At 67.8% G+C, this 17,339-nt stretch carries 16 protein-coding genes and 2 pseudogenes; 7 read left to right on the top strand and 11 right to left on the bottom strand.

What is annotated here, in order from left to right:
- Positions 1 to 228: transposase (locus tag K313_RS22705; RefSeq protein ID WP_029212794.1), on the bottom strand; the 228-nt coding region annotated here is incomplete at its 3' end.
- Between the two features lie 55 nt (positions 229 to 283).
- Positions 284 to 1,405, bottom strand: a pseudogene (locus K313_RS0117980) (IS30 family transposase); the annotation flags it as partial.
- 341 nt (positions 1,406 to 1,746) lie between these two features.
- Here K313_RS0117980 and K313_RS0117975 point away from each other — a divergent pair.
- A complete protein-coding gene (locus tag K313_RS0117975) occupies positions 1,747 to 2,064 on the top strand; it encodes a hypothetical protein (protein ID WP_029212792.1) in 318 nt (105 codons plus the stop codon).
- A gap of 253 nt (positions 2,065 to 2,317) precedes the next feature.
- Here K313_RS0117975 and K313_RS0117970 read toward each other — a convergent pair whose 3' ends face one another.
- The 9 genes from K313_RS0117970 to K313_RS0117925 all read right to left on the bottom strand — a co-directional run bounded on the left by K313_RS0117970 (position 2,318) and on the right by K313_RS0117925 (position 11,553).
- Positions 2,318 to 3,190: a F510_1955 family glycosylhydrolase gene (locus K313_RS0117970; protein ID WP_029212791.1), complete on the bottom strand. Its 873-nt coding sequence runs from the start codon at positions 3,188 to 3,190 to the stop codon at positions 2,318 to 2,320.
- 46 nt (positions 3,191 to 3,236) lie between these two features.
- Complete coding sequence (locus K313_RS0117965; protein WP_029212790.1) at positions 3,237 to 3,833, bottom strand: DUF305 domain-containing protein; 597 nt, start codon at positions 3,831 to 3,833, stop codon at positions 3,237 to 3,239.
- A gap of 183 nt (positions 3,834 to 4,016) precedes the next feature.
- The gene (locus K313_RS0117960; protein ID WP_029212789.1) at positions 4,017 to 6,509 is read right to left on the bottom strand and encodes a heavy metal translocating P-type ATPase; all 2,493 of its coding nucleotides are present in this window, start codon (positions 6,507 to 6,509) and stop codon (positions 4,017 to 4,019) included.
- Positions 6,510 to 7,310: 801 nt separating this feature from the next.
- A complete protein-coding gene (locus K313_RS0117950; RefSeq protein WP_240484007.1) occupies positions 7,311 to 8,498 on the bottom strand; it encodes a YVTN family beta-propeller repeat protein in 1,188 nt (395 codons plus the stop codon).
- Between the two features lie 278 nt (positions 8,499 to 8,776).
- Positions 8,777 to 9,073, bottom strand: coding sequence for a hypothetical protein (locus K313_RS23705; protein ID WP_156911463.1), 297 nt, complete (start codon positions 9,071 to 9,073; stop codon positions 8,777 to 8,779).
- A complete protein-coding gene (locus K313_RS0117940; protein ID WP_084413017.1) occupies positions 9,070 to 9,339 on the bottom strand; it encodes a YgaP-like transmembrane domain in 270 nt (89 codons plus the stop codon). The genes K313_RS23705 and K313_RS0117940 overlap by 4 nt, the downstream gene beginning before the upstream one ends.
- A 63-nt stretch (positions 9,340 to 9,402) precedes the next feature.
- Positions 9,403 to 9,777, bottom strand: a complete 375-nt coding sequence (locus tag K313_RS0117935) for a hypothetical protein (RefSeq protein WP_029212786.1) — start codon at positions 9,775 to 9,777, stop codon at positions 9,403 to 9,405.
- Complete coding sequence (locus tag K313_RS0117930) at positions 9,770 to 11,263, bottom strand: multicopper oxidase family protein (RefSeq protein ID WP_029212785.1); 1,494 nt, start codon at positions 11,261 to 11,263, stop codon at positions 9,770 to 9,772. Before K313_RS0117930 ends, K313_RS0117935 begins: the two co-directional genes overlap by 8 nt.
- Positions 11,264 to 11,310: 47 nt before the next feature.
- Positions 11,311 to 11,553, bottom strand: a complete 243-nt coding sequence (locus K313_RS0117925; protein WP_029212784.1) for an SHOCT domain-containing protein — start codon at positions 11,551 to 11,553, stop codon at positions 11,311 to 11,313.
- Between the two features lie 147 nt (positions 11,554 to 11,700).
- Here K313_RS0117925 and K313_RS0117920 point away from each other — a divergent pair, with 147 nt between their 5' ends.
- From K313_RS0117920 to K313_RS0117890, 6 genes and pseudogenes are all read left to right on the top strand, one after another.
- On the top strand, positions 11,701 to 12,444 hold the full coding sequence (locus K313_RS0117920) for a response regulator transcription factor (RefSeq protein ID WP_029212783.1): 744 nt from the start codon (positions 11,701 to 11,703) through the stop codon (positions 12,442 to 12,444).
- 53 nt (positions 12,445 to 12,497) lie between these two features.
- Positions 12,498 to 13,571, top strand: coding sequence for a sensor histidine kinase (locus K313_RS0117915; protein WP_034254205.1), 1,074 nt, complete (start codon positions 12,498 to 12,500; stop codon positions 13,569 to 13,571).
- A 297-nt stretch (positions 13,572 to 13,868) separates the two neighbouring features.
- Entirely contained in the window at positions 13,869 to 14,177 is a 309-nt protein-coding gene (locus K313_RS0117910; RefSeq protein WP_034254196.1) for a metal-sensitive transcriptional regulator, read from the top strand.
- Between the two features lie 140 nt (positions 14,178 to 14,317).
- Positions 14,318 to 14,539, top strand: a complete 222-nt coding sequence (locus tag K313_RS0117900) for a heavy-metal-associated domain-containing protein (RefSeq protein ID WP_029212780.1) — start codon at positions 14,318 to 14,320, stop codon at positions 14,537 to 14,539.
- A 40-nt stretch (positions 14,540 to 14,579) separates the two neighbouring features.
- A complete protein-coding gene (locus K313_RS0117895; RefSeq protein WP_029212779.1) occupies positions 14,580 to 16,874 on the top strand; it encodes a heavy metal translocating P-type ATPase in 2,295 nt (764 codons plus the stop codon).
- Between the two features lie 128 nt (positions 16,875 to 17,002).
- Positions 17,003 to 17,339: pseudogene (locus K313_RS0117890) on the top strand (transposase); the annotation flags it as partial.

The following is a 17,339-nucleotide window of genomic DNA, read 5'->3' as shown; positions in this document are numbered from 1 at the left end:
GATCCGGGCCACCGGGTCGTCGGTGACGACCACCGCCTGAGGCGAGCGGGACCCGGCGACCCCGCTGCGGAACCAGTTCCGCAGCGTCGCCCCCGGAATCCCCAGCTGGTCACCCACCTGCGTGCAGGCACGCTTGTGCGCCAACCCAGGACTCTCCTTCAACGTCTCCTCGACCATGCGCACGGCGCGCTCACGCAGCTCATCGCTGTACTTCCTCGGTGCGGGCATAACTCCAGCCTCCCTGAAGAGGTCAGAACCCTCCACCAAACCCGGGGCGGTTCAGGGCGGACATCTCCTTGCCACGATCCCAGGTCAGCGATCTGACCAGCTCGGTGGGCAGGCCGGCCATCGTACGGGCCAGGGCGTTCTTCATCGTGAGGGCGCCGTACCCCGCCAAGGCCGGCCCGTTCTTGACGCTCTGCTTGTGCCGGTATCCCTCCTCACGGGGCAGATGGACCAGCATCGTGTACTTGGTGCTCCGGTCTACGACGGTGCCGATCGCCGAGCGCTCCAGGCCGATGAGGAGGTCACCTTCCCAGTGGCCAGGCACGGCCCGGTCGGCGGCCTCGGCGGGACGTTCGCTGATCAGCGTCTCGGGGGTGACGTGTGCCCACGTCTTGCGTCGTGACCGCTCCCGTGGCGCGCGCAGCGCCCGACCGGTGCGCAGGCACCACACGAGCTCGCGCTTGAGCGCGCCACGACCCTGGATGTGCAGCGACTGATAGATCGCCTCGTGGCTGATGCGCATGGACTCATCATCGGGGAAGTCGAGCTTGATCCGGTTGGCGATCTGCTCCGGGCTCCACGCCAGCGACCACGGCCTGTCCTTGCGGTGCGGCTTGTTCCGCCCCGTGAACCGCGGCGGCTGTGGTCCGGGGATGACCGTGCCGTCGGGCCTGCTGATCTGCCCGGCCAGGCGCTCCTGCACGTACTCGTGCAGCCGCGGGTTGGCCACGAGCTTGGTGATCTTGGGTCGTTTGGCGGCCATGTCAGCCTTCCACTGCGCCACCGACGCCCGGTACTCAAGCTTCCCGCTGCGGGTCGCGGCGTTGCGGCGCAGCTCCCGCGACACCGTCCCGGGATCACGACCGATACGGCGGGCGATCTGACGCACTCCCTCGCCCTGCGCGCGAAGCAGCGCGATCTCCTCACGCTCGACGAAGGAGAGGTACCTGCCCGTGGGCGTCAACGTCAGATCGAACGGTGGCATCCCGCCAGCGTTGCGGAACCACCGAGCGCCCACCGCTGGCGCCACGCCGGCCACACCGGCGGCCTCTTCGGGCAGCAACCCCGCAGCGATCTGCTCCCAGAACGCCACCTCGACATGCCGCTGGAACCTCGGATGACCAGGCGACCTCAACTTCGGACGAACCGCCCGATCTGCTGCCTGCTGACGACGAACCACTGAACACCTCCACGACGAGGTGTTGCGACAACCAGTTGAATCCGCCCAGTAACTCGTCGTCGGCGTGAGTAGATGCACGCTGAATATCATGGGGTGGGGTAGTGCTCACTGTGGATCTCCTTCGTCCAGCGCCAGCCACCTATTGCCGACGACAACATCCATGTCGACCTAAAGCGCGGAACCGAGCCGATGTGGTCACCCAGCGACGCCGTACGACCAGGTATGCCCCAGATCCAAGTCCGGGGCGCGCCGCGTCACCGATGTTCGGTCGCAGCCTCCCCATCGTTGCCGGTTTGGTTTACCGGATCTGCCGACGAGCGAGCGTGAAGCACAATGGCCGTGTGCACATCGAACTGCTTGTGATCCCGGACTGTCCCGGGGCCGAGAAGGCCTCCACGTTGCTCCGGACGGCACTGGACGACATCGGCCTCGCTGAAACCGGGTTCAGCGTCGGCCTCATCGACTCGAACGAGGCAGCGAAGGGTCGCCGGTTCGCGGGTTCGCCGGCGTTCGTCGTCGACGGGACTGATCTGTTCAATGCTGAGGGCAGTCCCGGGTCCATGGCGTGCCGGGTCTACTTGACGCCAGACGGTCCCCGGAACGTGCCTACATTCCCGGACCTCCGCCAAGCCCTCAAGCGCCGCGCAGCGACGGACTAGCCACAAATCGCTGATGCCGCGGACAGTGCTGTCGTGCCGATTTGCGGGCAACCTCGGGTTAGCGAGAGCGAAGAAGTACCGCCGCCGCCGAGCAGGTGCCAGCGCGCGCCATGCTTGCTCAGGACCCACGTCTCAGACAGGACGCAGCCGGCCCCACGCCGGGCAAACAGAAGTGATTGTTCAGGATCGGAAGGTTGAGCAGACGTAGGACGCCGCCGAGTCGCCTCCCCGGTACTCGCGGTAGCGATCCACCTCATTTGCTGATGGTGGTGAACCGCGTTCCGTCCTTTGAGCTGAGCAGGTCCTGTTCGGTCACAACGAGGATCTCCAGGCCCGTTTTCGTCACGCTGGCGCTCATGGCTTGCGGAGGAGCGACGCTTGCGCCGGTCAATCGCCATGTCTGAGCACCATCGACGCTCATCGCTACTGCCCCGTCGGGGGTGACGCCCGCAACCGTTCGTGCGTCACCCCATGCGACCTGCAGCAGCGGCGGTGCACCTGCGATCGGCGCCCATGTGACTCCTTGGTCCTTGGACGCCATCAGCCCGGTCTGGGTGGTCGCGAGAACGGTCTTGCCCTCCGGGTCCGAGGAGAGCGTTCGCGGCTCTCCGGGGAGGGCGCCAGTTGACCACGTTCGGTGGTCACTCGTCCGTCGGAGCTGTCCGTCGAACGCGATGAGGGTGTCGCCGGCTTGGGTGAGGGTGTGGAAGTCCGACTGTCCGCCACGTGAGAGGACCGTCCAGGTCTTGCCGCTGTCGGTGCTCTCGAGGAGGCCCATGGGCTGAGGAAGCTCGCGGACCATGTTGGGGTGGCCTGAGGCGTAGTAATGGCCCGGACCGGCAATGGTGAACCCCATGAGGTCGACGATCGGGCCGACCCTAGTGGGGCCGTCGGGGCCGTACCGGAAGAGGCCTTCGTGCGTCGCCAGCAGCAGGGCACCGTCTGCAGGGTCTCGGCCGACCCCGTGGACGTGCGCCGACGGCAGTGTTGCGCTGGCGACGGCGCTTGAGACAGTGGGCGCTTGGGCTGCGTTGTCATCGGCGTTCGCCGAACACCCAGCCACCAATGTCAGCGTGCTCGCCAGCGCGACTATCGCGCGGATTCCGTGAGATGCCGAGCGGTGCATTGAAGCCTTTCGGGCGAAGGAGGTCGGATGGCGTGCTAGCCGACTGTTAGAGGAGGGCCTTCATCGTGGCGATTTCCTTGTTCTGCCCATCGACGATCGCCTGGGCCATCTCCTTGACCTCTGGGTTGCTGGTCGTCTTGAGAACGTCCTGCGCCATGTCGACCGCACCCTCGTGGTGCTCGATCATCATCGTGAGCCACATCTCGTCGAACGCCGGGCCGCTCGCTGCGGCCAGTTCCTTCATGTCTGCGTCGTCCATCATGCCGCCACTGCCGTGCCCACCGTGACCTTCCTCCGCCGTCATGGGCGCCTTCCACTCCTCGAGCCATTTCGTCATGGTGGCAATCTCAGGGCCCTGCGCCGCCTTGATCTGCTCTGCCAGCTCCGTCACCTCCGCCGAGGCGTCCTTCTGCAGGGCCTGGTCCGCCATCTCGACAGCCTGCTGGTGGTGGGGAATCATCATCTGCGCGAACATGACATCGTCCTTCTGGCCAGCGTCAGCTGCCTCGGACGAACTCGACGTCGTGGAACTCGTCCCGTTACTCCCTCCGGTCGAGGCGTCGTCCGTTCCGCAGGCGCTGAGCGCGAGGACGGCCGTGACGCCGAGCCCGGCAAGGATGGGGTATCGCTTATTGACGTGCACGAGGTTGCTCCTTGAGTTGCGTCTTCGATCGTGGTGGCGTGCACCCGGTGAGGGAAGTCGGGTGCGCACCGGTGTCCAGCCTGCGGTGCGACGATGGGCCTCTGATCTGGATTTCCTGAAGGTTTGATGAAGATGGCCCAGGGTCGGCTGACCGGCCCCCTGCCGACTGCTCGGGGTTTTGCGTCAGCCGCCGTGGTGACCGACGGGTTCGGCTGCACGGTGCGGTGACTCGGTGTCGCCGAGCTTCTGTGGTGGGGCGGGGAGGCGGAGCCGCTTGAGCATCAGCGCGTTGACGGCGACGATGACGCTGGACCCGGACATCGAGAGCGCCGCGACCTCGGGCCGCAGGACGAGGCCCAGAGAGGGCTCGAAGACACCGGCCGCGATGGGCAGCGCGATGACGTTGTAGCCGACAGCCCACCCGAGGTTCTGGCGCATCTTGCGCAACGTCCCCCGGCCGACCCTCAGCGCGATGGGCACGTCGAGCGGGTCCGAACGCATGAGCACGAGGTCGGCCGTCTCGATGGCGACGTCGGTGCCGGCGCCGATCGCGATGCCGAGGTCCGCCTGGGCCAGGGCGGGGGCGTCGTTGACGCCGTCGCCGACCATGGCCACCTTCTTGCCCCGGGCCTGGAGCTCGGCGACCTTCGCCGCCTTGTCACCCGGGAGCACCTCGGCGATCACCGTGTCGATCCCGAGCTGGCGGGCGATGCGTTCGGCCGTCGCCTGGTTGTCACCGCTGAGCATGACGACCTCGGTGCCCAGCTCGTGCAGCTCACGGATCGCCTGCTCCGAGGTCTCGCGGACCGCGTCGGCCAGGGCGATGACGCCTGCGCCTCGCCCGTCCACACCGACGAGCACCGCGGTGCGGCCACTGGCCGCGAGCTCCTCGCGACGAGCCAGCAGCGAGCCGACGTCGATGCCCTCCTGCACCATGAGCTTGCGGTTGCCGACGACGACGCGGTGACCGTCGACGTCCGCCACGGCCCCGTGGCCGGGGACGTTGCGGAAGCCGGAGGTGACGGGCGGAGCGATGCCCCGCTGCACGGCATACGCGACGATGGCGCCCGCCAAGGGGTGCTCGGACTCGCGCTCCACGGCGCTGACCAGGCGCAGCAGCCCGTCCTCGTCCGTGCCGTCGGCGACCACGACGTCGGTGACCTCGGGCTCACCCTTGGTGAGGGTGCCGGTCTTGTCGAGGACGACGGTGTCGATGCGGGCCGCGGACTCCAGGGCGGTGGCGGTCTTGAACAGCACCCCGCGCTGGGCACCCAGCCCGGTGCCGACCATGATCGCGGTCGGGGTGGCCAGGCCGAGGGCGTCGGGGCAGGTGATGACCACGACCGTGATGGCGAAGAGCAGGGCGACCTGCACGGGTGCGCCGACGGCCAGCCACACGAGGAAGGTCCCGACGCCGCCGACGAGGGCGACGAGGACGAGCCAGAACGCGGCGCGGTCAGCGAGCCGCTGCCCGGGGGCCTTGGAGTTCTGGGCCTCCTGCACCAGGTGGACGATCTGGGCGAGCGCCGTGTCGGAGCCGACCCTGGTGGCTCGGACCCGCAGGGTCCCGGTGGTGTTGATCGAGGCCCCGATGACCTCGGAGCCGGGTGACTTGCCGACCGGCATGCTCTCGCCGGTGACCATCGACTCGTCGACCTCGGAGATGCCGTCCTCGACCATGCCGTCCACCGGCACCTTGCCCCCGGGTCGGATCAGCACGAGGTCGCCCACGACCACGTCGGCGGTGGGGATCTCGATCTCCTCGTCGCCCCGCAGGACGGTGGCCCTGGGCGGTGCCAGGTCGAGGAGGGCGCGGATGGCGTCGTTGGCGCCTCCGCGGGCACGCATCTCGAACCAGTGCCCGAGCAGCACGAAGGTGGTGAGCATCGCGGCGGCCTCGTAGAAGACCTCGCCGCCGCCGGTCAGGGTGACGCCGACGCTGTAGAGCCAGCCCGCGCCGACCGCGACGGCGACCAGCACCATCATGTCGAGCGTGCGGTTGCGCAGCGCCCGCCAGGCCCCGTCGAAGAAGATCCACGCGGAGTAGAAGACGACCGGCAGGCTCAGGAGCAGGGCGAACACGTCGTCGCCCAGCCCGAACGGCGTCGGTGCATCGAAGCCCAGCATGTCGCGGCCCATGGGCGACCACAACGTGATCCCGGCGGTGAGCACCAAGGCCACGAGGAACCGGTTGCGCATGTCGCGAGCCATGTCCGCCATCGACATCCCGGCGTGCCCACCGTGACCCATCAGCTCGTGCGGCGAGTGGGTGCTCGGCTCAGCACCTGCGTTGGGGGCATGCCGGGCGTGAGCCTCAACGCTGTCGGTCACCGCCACGTCATGGTGGAGCATCGTCGAGCCTTGACCGTCCTGCTGTTTGGCCTGGCGGCTGTGGGTGTCTGGGTGGGCCGAGTCCCCAGTTGAGGGCTCTCCCATCGGCTCGCAGAGGTGGTCCGGCACCGACCGACCCGAGCAGTGATAGCCGCAGTCGCGAATCCACCCCGCGAGCTCCGCCACCGTGGTGACCTGCGGGTCGTACGTCACGGTGGCGGTCTGGTTCGCGGCGTTCGCCTCGACGGCCTCAACGCCGTGCCGACGAGCCAGCTGGGACTCGATGGCGCGGCCGGAGGTGGCCCAGTGCAGGCCCCCCAGCTGTAGGACGGTCCTCTGACTCATGGCAACGCATCTCCGTAGGTCGGCTCGAGCTCAACGTCATGCACAAGAACAACATACCCCCACCGGGTATTCCTTCAGTTAGTACCGGCGCCAGGGCGCGGGCAGCAGCACCGCGGCCATCAAAACCACGCCCAAGAGCGCATACGCGATGGCAGCCGAGCCCCACACACCTGTTCCCACGAGCGCAAACGCGATGAACAACATCAGCGTGGAGCAAGCCAGAAGCATCTGAGCGTGGCCCTCGTGATCACTGTGGGACTTGCCTGCCGGCTGGCCGTCAGGGCCGCCAATCAGAAAATTGGATGTCGTCTTCGTAGGTGTGTCGTCCTGCCACTGGCCCGGGGCGCGGTCTGGGGTGGTGTTGCCAGAAGGTCCTTGAATGTCCATACCGTCCTTCCCTTCCTTCCATGTCCACCGTGATCCACCGAAGTGGAGGTAGCAGGAGGGCCACCATGAAGGTTTGCTGAAGGCTCTACGCGGTGGTGCTCGGCGTGCTGCACCGTTGAGGTTGCGCCGGGGCTCGGCGCATCTGTCGGGGCGCCGTCCGCCCTGACGGCTGGCCCCGTGAGAGAGCCGAAATGAGGACCATGTTGGCGAAGACGGCTATCGCGATGGCCGGTGCACGCCACGCCTGGAAACCTACGGCGAACGGCTTGGAAGGGAAGCTCGGAGCGGACCCCGCGATCGCTGACGGTGGACCAGCAGCCGCGGCGGATCCATGACCCGCGCCACCGGAGCTCCCGGCGCCGAGAAAGAACCTTGGAGACAAGTGAGACCCTCATGCTCATCCACTCCGCTCAGTCAGTGAGCAACGTGCTCGTTCGGCTCGGCTCCGTCATCTGAGGCGGGCACGTCGAGCATGACGGCCTCCTGGGCGGGCACGGTGACCGACGAGAAGCTGATTCCGTTCGGCTTGTCTCCCACAGGGATGCGCGCCACCACGCGCAGTTCCCCGAGGTCGATGACGGCGACGGCGTCGCCGTACAGGTTCGTGACGTAGGCGTGCAGGCTCGTGGGGTCCACGACGATCCCGTGGGCGCCTTGACCGGTCTCCACCGTTGGGACCACCGTGAACGTCGTGGTGTCGATGACCGACACCGTCAAGCCTGGCCGGTCCTCTCGCCCTTGGTTGGCAACCAAGAGGTACCGGTCATCCGCAGTCGCGAAGGTCTGGATCGGCCCATCCCCCACAGCCACCCGGCCCAGCACCCTGAGGGTCGCGACATCGACCTTCACCACGTCGTCCTCGCCGCTGACCGACGTATAAACGAAAGCGCCATCCGGCGAGAAGGCCACCTGGGCCGGCGCCTTTCCGACCTCGACGTCCGCGACCTTGGTGTTGCTCGCGGTGTCGATGAAAGTGAGGGTGCTCCCTGCGACGTTCGCGACGACCACACGGCGGCCGTCAGGGCTGGGACGCAACCCGTGCGGCCCGGCCCCCACCGGAATCTCCGCCATAGGGGCCATCGTCACGGAGTCGATTGCTGTCACGGTGTTGTCGGCGCCGTTGGTCGTGTAAGTCGTTCGGCCGTCGGGGGTGAGGACGACGTGCGCAGGCGCCCCGCCGGTTGCCGCAACACCATGAAGTTGCAGGGACGATGCGTCGAACATCACCGCCAGCGAGTCATGACCACTGACCGCCCAGACACTCTTGCCGTTCGGCGAAACCTGCACGTTGTGCGGCCCCTTCACGCCTTCGACCGTCGTAACCACCGTGTTGCTGGCCGTGTCAATGGCGCTCAGGCTCGCACCGTCCTCGTTCGCGACCCACACCGTCCCCGCGACCATCCCCAGGTGGGCCGACGCAACGCCGGTGACTCCGGAGGACCCCGCCATCGGCTCGCGGTCTCCGCTCCCAACGAAGACGACAAGCACGCCCACGGTCATACCGGCCGCTGCCTCCAGAGGAACGACAAGGCGCCAGCTCCAATACCTCCGCGGGAGACGGCCCGCCGGTGTGCCATGTGCCGTGAACGCTGCGTTGGTCATGAAGGGCTCCTGGTCGCTTTCGATGGGCGGCGGCTCGCGGGCGCACCGTGATCCGCTATCTCCGCACCCTGCGCCGCGAGCCTCAGATGAACGACGTCGTTTTCCTCAACGTTGGATCAGGGTTCGGACGGAAATAACCACCCCACGGAACTGGGTCACTTGCTACCCGACTGTCCGGCCGCGCCGAAACCTCCAGGTAGGGCTGCAGGCGCTTAGGGGCGTTCAGATGCGCGGTGTCGGCTGGGAGGCAGCCTGCCGCCAGGGGGTATCTATTCCGATCAGTGCCGATGGCCCGGCATGAAGAACATCATCGCGGCCATCATGGCCGTGCACAGGAGTGCGTAGGCGATGGCGCCCGTGCCCGCAGCGCCGGTAGCCACGAGCACAAAGACGATCAGCAGCATGGGAACGCAGCACAGCAGCATCATGAGACCGTGACCGCGACCATGACCGTGAGGTTCTTCCGAGCGTCGGTCCTCGGGATGGTCAGGAATCTGCTCAGTTGTCGTTGCCGCCGTGGACGTCTCGTCATGCCAGTGAACCAGCGGGCGGTCGCCGTTCGGTGTGGTGCTCATGACGGTCGTCCTTTCAGTGATGCTGGGACGTGCCCCAGCTTCTTGTACAGCGGGCAGTGGCCGGTCGCGCCGGTGACCACGAGGTCGAGCCCGGCGAGGCCGAGCAAGGCCTTAAGGATCACCGCGAGGCCGGAGCCGGCGTCCTGGAGGAGCAAGACAGCCGCAAGTACGGCTGCTGCGCCAACGACGATTCTGGCGATGCGTTCAGCGGGGGTGATGTTCACGGAGGGTCTTTCGATGCCCATGTCGTCCTTCCCTTCTTCCATCTTCACCGTGGTCCACCGAAGTGGAGGTAGCAGGGGGCCCTTGGTGAAGGTTTGCTGAAGGCTTTACGTGTGGTGCTCGGTGTGCTGCACCGTTGGCGTTGGGCCAGGGCTCGGCGCATCGGTCGGGGCGCTGTCGGCGCTGATGGCTGGCCCCACGACGATTGCCGAGACGAGGAACAGGGCCGTGAAGACGGCGATCGCGATCGCCGGTGCACGCCACGACCCGAACCTGCGGTGGATGCGCCTGAGCATCGGGACCGACAGGAGCAGGCCTACGAGGTACAGCGCCGCGTTACCGCCCGCTCCGGTCAGGAACGCGGTACCCGCGATCAGACCGACGTGGTGCAGGACGTGAGGGATGAGCCCGAGAACGGAACCGATGACTGTGCCGGTGGCATCCCGGACGGCTGCCAAGCGGCTGGGCTTCCGGTCAGACACGGTAGGACAGAGTCGTCATCATGCCGGCCTCGGCGTGGTAGATGTTGTGACAGTGCGTCGCCCACTGCCCAGGGTTGACAGCGTCGAGGTCAACCTCAACGGTCTGCATGGGGCGGACGATCACGGTGTCCTTGCGTGCCCCAGTCTCGCGGAGTCCGAAGGTGTGACCGTGGACATGCATGGGGTGAAACATCATCGACATGTTGCGCAGCCGCAGCCTGACCCGCTCCCCTTGCCGAATCTCGAGCGGGTCTGCCTCGTCGAAGGTCTTGCCGTTGATGGTCCACCGGTAGTTCGTCATCGACCCGCCCAGGGCCAGGTCGTGCGTGCGATCGACTTCTCGGGGGCGCAGGGCGACCTGACGCGCGGCCCGCAGTTGAGTGCCGAGGACGACCTGCTTGCGCAGCCCGGTGGGCTTCACATCGGGAGCCGGGGCTTCGCCGCCCGCTGTGCGAACCAAGGCCACCCCTTGGCCAGATTTACCCTCGGCAGATGCCACCAGCGGAAAGGTCCCATCGCCCAGGGTCACGAGCACGTCGAAGCGCTCGCCCATCCCGATCAACAACGAATCCGTCTCGGTGGGGGTCACGGGGAAGCCGTCGCTGTGCGTGACCGTGAGTCGGTGTCCACCGAGCGCGACCCGGAAGGCGGTGTCGGACGCTGCGTTGACCATGCGGATCCGCACGCGCTGGCCGGGCTTCGCGCTCAGGGTGACGGGCGAGACAGGGACCCGTCCGTTGACGAGGTAGTGGGGGTAGTCAACATCACCGGCGCCGCCGAGGAGTGGCGACTGCATGTCCCCGCCCATGCCGCCCATCGGCATTCCGCCCATGGAGCCGTGGCCCATGCCGCCGGCGCCACCGCCCTTCCGGAGCGTGGCGAGGACGTCGTCGGGTGTCCGGCCGGTGCCGTCGACCCAGTCGTCCAGGACGACGACCCACTCCGCGTCATAGGCCCCTGGCTCGGCCGGGTCGTCGACGACCAGGACGCCGTACAGGCCGCGGTCGAGCTGGACCCCGGAGTGGGGGTGGTAGAAGTACGTGCCCGCGTCAGGAACGGTGAAGTCATACGTGAACTGGCCGTTGGCCGCGATGGGGGTCTGGGTCATCCCCGGGACACCATCCATGTCGTTGCGCAGCGCCACGCCATGCCAGTGCACGCTCGTCGACTGGGGGAGAGCGTTGTCGACCGTCACCACCACCCGGTCACCTGCTGTAGCGCGCAACAAAGGGCCGGGGACGCTGTCGCCATAGGCCCAGCTTCGGACCGTGGGGCCACCCAGGTCCAGGGTCGCGGGGCGCGGGGCCAAGCGCGCGGTGACGGTGCGTTGCCCCGCCGCTCTTCGTGCCCGCTCAGCCGTATCGACGGCTTGGGACGCGGACCCAACTGCAGTGCCGAGGGAGGTGCTGCACGCCGTCAGGCCACCGGCGGTCAACAGTCCGCCGGCGGAACCGAGCAGGACCGTACGTCTGCTGATGGCGGGCATGCTGCGCGTCTCCTCACAGGGTGTGGCCTTCGACCGGCCGGGTTGCGTCAGTGCGTCGAGCGCAGCACGAGCTGGCGGGCGTGGTATTCGTCACTGTCGATCTCACCGCGGGCAAACCGCTGGTCGAGGATGCGGCGGGCGTCGTCGTCCTCGCCCCCGACCTGCTTCGGGTCGCTGCGCGTACCCCTGAACAAGGCCACGACAGCAAACACCACCAGCGCCCAGAAGGCGATGGCCGTCAGGCTCATCAACAGCCACCCTGTCCAACCCATCCCGTCGTTCCACATCATTGTCCTCAGCTCCTTCGTTCTCGATGCCCCCACTGTCGAACAGCGACCCGGTTCAGACGGCTGCGGTTCTGTGAAGGTTCGCTGAAGATGCGCTCACGACGAGTCGCCCTGTCAGGTGGTAGCGATCGCGTCCTGCACGATGGGCGGATGCTCCACGACACGGCAGCCGCGCAACCCGGCCCCACCCCGCCCCCCCGCGGCGTCCGGGCGCTGGTCGTCGAGGACGACCTGCCCATGGCGACCCTCATCGGCAGCTACCTGGAACGCGAGGGGTACGAGGTCGACCTGTGCCACGACGGAGTCGCCGCCGTGCAGCGTGCCCGGGAGCTCGATCCCGACGTGGTGGTGCTCGACATCGGGCTGCCCGGCCAGGACGGGGTCGAGGTGTGCCGTCAGCTGCGCACCTTCTCCGACGCCTACGTCGTCATGCTGACCGCGCGGGCGGACGAGCTCGACACCCTCATCGGGCTATCGGTCGGCGCGGACGACTACATGACCAAACCCTTCAGCCCGCGCGAGCTCGTGGCACGGCTCCGGGCGATGCAGCGCCGACCCCGTCCGACGGACGGCTCCGATGACGGCCCTCCCTTCCGCAGGTTCGGGACCCTGACCATCGATCCCAACGGACGCGACGTCTGGCTTGACGACGACTCGGTGTCGTTGACCCGGACCGAGTTCGACCTGCTCGCCGTCCTGTCAGCGCGACCTGGCATGGCCTTCAGCCGACGCCAGCTCATCGACCAAGTGTGGGGCGAGAGCTGGGTCGGCGACGAACACCTCGTCGACGTCCACGTCGGGCACCTGCGACGCAAACTCGGCGACGACGCCGGCGCCGCACGCTTCATCCGGACGGTTCGCGGCATCGGGTACCGAATGGGGACGGGCGAGTGAAGCGACCTCAGACGCAGGCACGGGGGCCGGGTCGGGCCGGCTTGGCCCCGCGCTTGCTCATCGCGCAGACCCTCGTGCTGGTCGCCTGCGCCCTCACCTCCTGGCTTGTCGCGTCCCTCGTCGGGCCCAGCATCTTCCATGACCACCTGCGACAGGCCGGAGTCGGGCACTCCCCCAGCGAGGCCGCCCACGTGGAGGAGGCGTTCGGGTCGGCACTGCTCATCTCGTTGAGCGTCGCACTGACCGCCTCTGTCCTCCTCGCCCTCGGGGTGACGGCATTCTTCACCCGGCGGGTGCAGCGCTCCACCGCCGCCGTCGCCCGCTCCGCCTCCAGGATCGCCGGTGGGAACTACCAGTCACAGGTGCCCAGCGCTGGTCTGGGCGCCGAGTTCGACCAGCTCACCACCACCATCAACGACCTCGCCCAACGCCTCGGCGAGGTAGAGACCACCCGCCGCCGCCTGCTGGCCGACCTCGCGCACGAAATGCGCACACCCTTGGGCAGCATCGAGGCGCACCTGGAGGCGGTGGAGGACGGCATACGGAGCCTCGACGACGGGACCCTCGCCGTGTTGCGCGGCAACACCGCGCGTCTGCAGCGACTGGCCGAGGACATCACCGCGGTCGCTCGGGTGGAGGAGGGCGGGCTCGACCTCCGACGCGTGCCCACCAGCACGCTCGCTCTGGTCGAGTCGGCCGTCGCCACCGCGCGGGACGCGTATGCCGCACAGCACGTCACGCTCGACGCGGACACTCGAGCCACGAGTTCCGTCTGGGTCGATCCGGATCGGATGGCCCAGGTGCTGGCCAACCTGCTGGACAACGCCCTGCAGCACACGCCCCCCGGCGGCGCGGTCCACGTGTCCCTGCGCCAGCCCGACCCTGACTGGGTCGAGATCACGGTGGCGGACGACGGCGAGGGCATCGACGCCGCGCACCTGGTGCACGTCTTCGAGCGGTTCTACCGCGCCGACCCGGCCCGCAGCCGCGTGCGCGGCGGCAGCGGTATCGGCCTGACCATCAGCAAGGCGCTCGTCGAAGCCCATGGCGGAGGCCTGTCCGCCTCGAGCCCTGGGCCCGGTGGCGGAGCCGAGTTCACCATCCGACTTCCCCTCAACCGGGCGTAGCCGGTGGGCCGTGCCCCCACACCCGTGTGGCTTCACGGAAACTTAATAGGACCTCCGGCGAACACCTCGGCTGCGCTGACCAGACTGAGCGCTACGACGCGGCGAAGGAGCCACGTGACCAAAGTCCGCCACTCGCCAATCGCAGTTGTCTCGGCGGGTCGCAGCACCACTGGCGCTAGATCCGCACGTGCGCTCTGCTCCGCCGAACCTTGACGCATATGCGAGATCCGACTTTGGCACCCCTCGGAATTTTACCCCTGGTGGGTATGTTGGACGTGTTGCCATGAAGGAGGAGTAATGCGCGAGAAAAGTCCCGCCAGAGTCGTGCCGGGCTACATCGACAGCAAGGATGACCAGTTGCGGCGCCTGCGGCGGATCGAGGGTCAGGTCCGCGGCCTCCAGAAGATGGTGGAGTCCGATACCTACTGCATCGACATCCTCACCCAAGTCTCCGCGGCCACCAAAGCGCTTGAAGCAGTAGCCCTCGGCCTCCTGGACGACCACCTTCGCCACTGCATATCGCATGCAGCAGACGGGACCACGCCCGACCTCGACCGGCAGATCGACGAGGCCTCTGCCGCGATAGGGCGACTCGTCCGCTCGTAGCCCAGACCCACAGAAGCTAGGCCGCCATGTCCCACGAAACTCCCCACCTGTCCCTGCCGCTGGCGCAGTCGAACGGCTGCGCGTGCTGCGGCGGGACGTCATCCGCACCCAACAACGCAGCCCCAAGCAAGGAGACCACCATGAACACCCAAACCTTCCCCGTCACCGGCATGACCTGCGGCCACTGCGTGTCCGCGGTCACCAGCGAGCTGAAGGACCTCCCCGGCGTCACTGACGTCGATGTCGAGCTCGTCGCCGGCGGCGCCTCCACCGTGACCGTGGCCGCGACGGCACCCCTCACCGACGACCAGGTCGCGGCGGCCCTCGACGAGGCCGGCGACTACCACCTCGCCCGCCAGTAACGACACAGCGGCCCAGCCGGGCCCGGGGAAGGACAGCACCATGAGCACGCACCTGGACGACGTTCAGCAGCACGACCGGGAGGTCGAGCTCGTGATCGGCGGCATGACCTGCGCCTCATGCGCGGCGCGCATCGAGAAGAAGCTCAACAAGATGCCGGGCGTCAACGCCAGCGTGAACTACGCGACGGAAAAGGCCAAGGTCCACTTCACGACCGACGTGGAGCCTGACGATCTGGTCGCGACCGTCCAGGCCACCGGATACACCGCTGCTCTCCCCACCCCGCCGGTTCAGGGCCAACCCGTCGAGGACGCGGCACAGCGCGCCAAGGACGAGGAGGCCGTCGCGTGGCGGCAGCGCCTCACCGTCTCCGCGGTCCTGACTATCCCCGTGCTGCTGATGTCGATGATCCCGGCACTGCAGTTCGACAACTGGCAGTGGCTCTCCCTGACACTCGCATCCCCCGTCGTCGTCTGGGGCGCGCTGCCGTTCCACCGGGCGGCCTGGACGAATCTCCGGCACCGTGCCGCGACCATGGACACGCTGATCTCCGTCGGGGTCGGCGCCGCATGGCTGTGGTCCCTGTGGGCGCTGTTCTTCACCCACGCTGGGATGACCGGCATGCGAATGCCTTTCGACCTGCTACCCAGCCGGTCCGACGGTGCAACTGAGCCGCACATCTACCTCGAGGTCGCGGCGGCGGTCACCACCTTCATCGTGGCCGGCCGCTACTTCGAGGCCCGTGCGAAGCGCACCTCCGGCGCTGCGCTTCGCGCACTGCTCGACATGGGCGCCAAGGACGTCGCCGTATTGCGCGACGGTCCCTCCGGACCCACCGAAGTCCGTATGCCGGTCGCGCAGCTGAGCGTTGGCGACCGTTTCGTCGTCCGCCCCGGCGAGAAGATCGCCACCGACGGCCAGGTCGAGTCCGGCAGGTCCGCCGTCGACGCCTCCATGCTGACCGGTGAGTCCGTACCGGTCGAGGCAGGCCCGGGAGATCCCGTGGTCGGCGCCACCGTGAACGCCGGCGGCCGACTCGTCGTACGCGCCACACGCGTCGGCTCGGACACCCAGCTGGCCCAGATGGCACGGCTCGTGGAGGACGCCCAGAACGGCAAGGCCGAGGTCCAACGCCTCGCTGACCGCGTGTCTGCCGTGTTCGTGCCGATCGTCATCGGGCTGTCGCTGCTCACCCTCGCGGCGTGGCTCATCACGGGCAGCTCAGCCACGGCAGCCTTCACCGCGGCAGTAGCGGTGCTCATCATCGCCTGCCCCTGCGCCCTCGGCCTCGCAACCCCTACGGCACTCCTCGTCGGGACCGGTCGCGGCGCCCAGCTCGGCATCCTCATCAAGGGGCCCCAGATCCTCGAGTCGACCCGTCGTGTCGACACGATCGTTCTCGACAAGACGGGCACGGTCACCACCGGGCACATGGGCGTCGCCGCAGTTCACCCAGTCGTCGGCGAGGACCTCGAAAGGGTCCTGTCGATCGCCGGTCCGCTGGAGGACGCTTCCGAGCACCCCATCGCTCGCGCTATCGCCAGGCACGCCAGTGACGCCGGGATCGACTTCGCCCCGGTGGAGGACTTCATCAACCATGGCGGCAACGGAGTCTCCGGCAATGTCAGCGGTCACGCCGCCATGGTGGGCCGACGGACATGGCTCGCGAAGGAATGGGCCTTGGACATCCCGGCCGACCTGGAGAAGTTCGCTGAGGCAGCGGAGAGCGACGGCCGCACCCCGGTATGGGTCGCTTGGGACGGCCACGTACGCGCCGTCATCGTCGTCTCCGACACCATCAAGGACACCTCCGCCCAGGCGATCGCCGAGCTCCGCCACCTCGGGTTGCGCCCCATCCTCCTGACCGGTGACAACGCCAAGGCGGCGCGAGCAGTTGCGACGCAGGTCGGCATCGATCACGACGACGTGATCGCCGACGTTCTCCCTGCCGACAAGGTCGACGTTGTCAAGCGCCTACAGGACGCAGGCGCCGTGGTCGCCATGGTCGGCGACGGGGTGAACGACGCCGCCGCGCTCGCCCAAGCCGACCTCGGACTCGCTATGGGCACCGGTACCGACGTCGCCATCGAGGCCTCAGACCTCACCTTGGTCAGCGGTGACCTACGAGCCGCCCCCGACGCCATCAGGCTCGCGCGGGCCACCCTCCGCACGATCAAGGGCAACCTGTTCTGGGCCTTCGCCTACAACGTTGCCGCCTTGCCTCTCGCGGCGCTGGGTCTACTCAACCCGCTGATCGCCGGCGCTGCCATGGCGTTCAGCTCCGTGTTCGTGGTCACCAACAGCCTGCGACTGCGGCGGTTTAGTCCCAGTCGCTAGGACCCGACGGACAGCACCTGCACGTCCTGCTGGGACTGCTGAAGATCTGGTTGTCACTTTGACGTGCCCCATGGGTTGGTTACCCGATTGGCTGAAGAGTCGAGGGCCTTCTTGGAAGGCTGTGCATCATGCCTCGTCCCTACCCGCCAGAGTTTCGTCAGCGAGCCGTGGCGCTCGTTCGTGCCGGCAAGCAGATCAAGCAGGTCGCCTACGAGCTCGGCATCAGCGCCGGGTGTCTGCACACCTGGGTCCGCCAGGACCGCATCGACCGCGGGGAGCGTCCCGGGGTCTCCACCGCCGAGTCCGCGGAGCTCCGGGCGGCGCGCAAACGGATCCGTGAGCTCGAGACTGAGCTAGCGATCATCCGTGCGGCCTCGAAGTTCCTGGCGGAGGAGAAGCCGCACCCAAAAGGGTTCATCCGGTGATCGACCGCCTCGTCGACGCCGGCATCCCGGTCAAGAAGTG

The organism is Arsenicicoccus bolidensis DSM 15745 (assembly GCF_000426385.1).
GTDB classification, from domain to species: Bacteria; Actinomycetota; Actinomycetes; order Actinomycetales; family Dermatophilaceae; genus Arsenicicoccus; species Arsenicicoccus bolidensis.
The sequence above is the reverse complement of the archived record's forward strand: the minus strand, read 5'-3'. Positions and strand labels throughout refer to the sequence as shown.